This window comes from Frateuria defendens (assembly GCF_001182895.1).
Lineage (GTDB): Bacteria > Pseudomonadota > Gammaproteobacteria > Xanthomonadales > Rhodanobacteraceae > Frateuria_B > Frateuria_B defendens.
In genome coordinates, this window is record NZ_LFQR01000261.1 from 1 (window position 1) to 433 (window position 433).

Genomic DNA, 433 nt, shown 5'->3' on the forward strand with positions numbered 1-433 from the left:
CGTAGTACACCTGACGGCTGCTCGTGTTGCGATCCGTGTCGTTGTAGTAGCCGCCGACGGTCGGCGCGATGTACCAGCGGCCGTCGTATCCCGGGCTCGTCGCCTCCTGCGCGTGAACGGCACCTACGCCGCCCAGGGCCAAGGCAATCAACAGATACATGCCCTTACGATTCATCAGGTGTCTCCTTCATTTATTGGTTTTCGCGTCCGTTCCACCCCAGACGGAAACGCGCGACAGAGCTTGTTGGGCCAAGGTCGACCCGCTTCCGCTTGGCGTCCAAACATCAAGCGGGGCGAAGTGTAGCAAAACCGTTAAGAGGTGCCACCCGAGAGGTTGCCTGAACAACCTTTTCGGTGAGCCCTTGTTCAGGAAAAGGAAACGCCGGGGAAACCTTCGCGCGTCTGCGCAAAAGGAAAAGCCCGGCCGAAGCCG

1 pseudogene is annotated in these 433 nt (G+C 59.8%); it reads right to left on the reverse strand.

The features are described 5' to 3' along the window. Positions 1-175: pseudogene (locus tag ACH65_RS20165) on the reverse strand (OmpA family protein); the annotation flags it as partial. Positions 176-433: the final 258 nt, after the last annotated feature.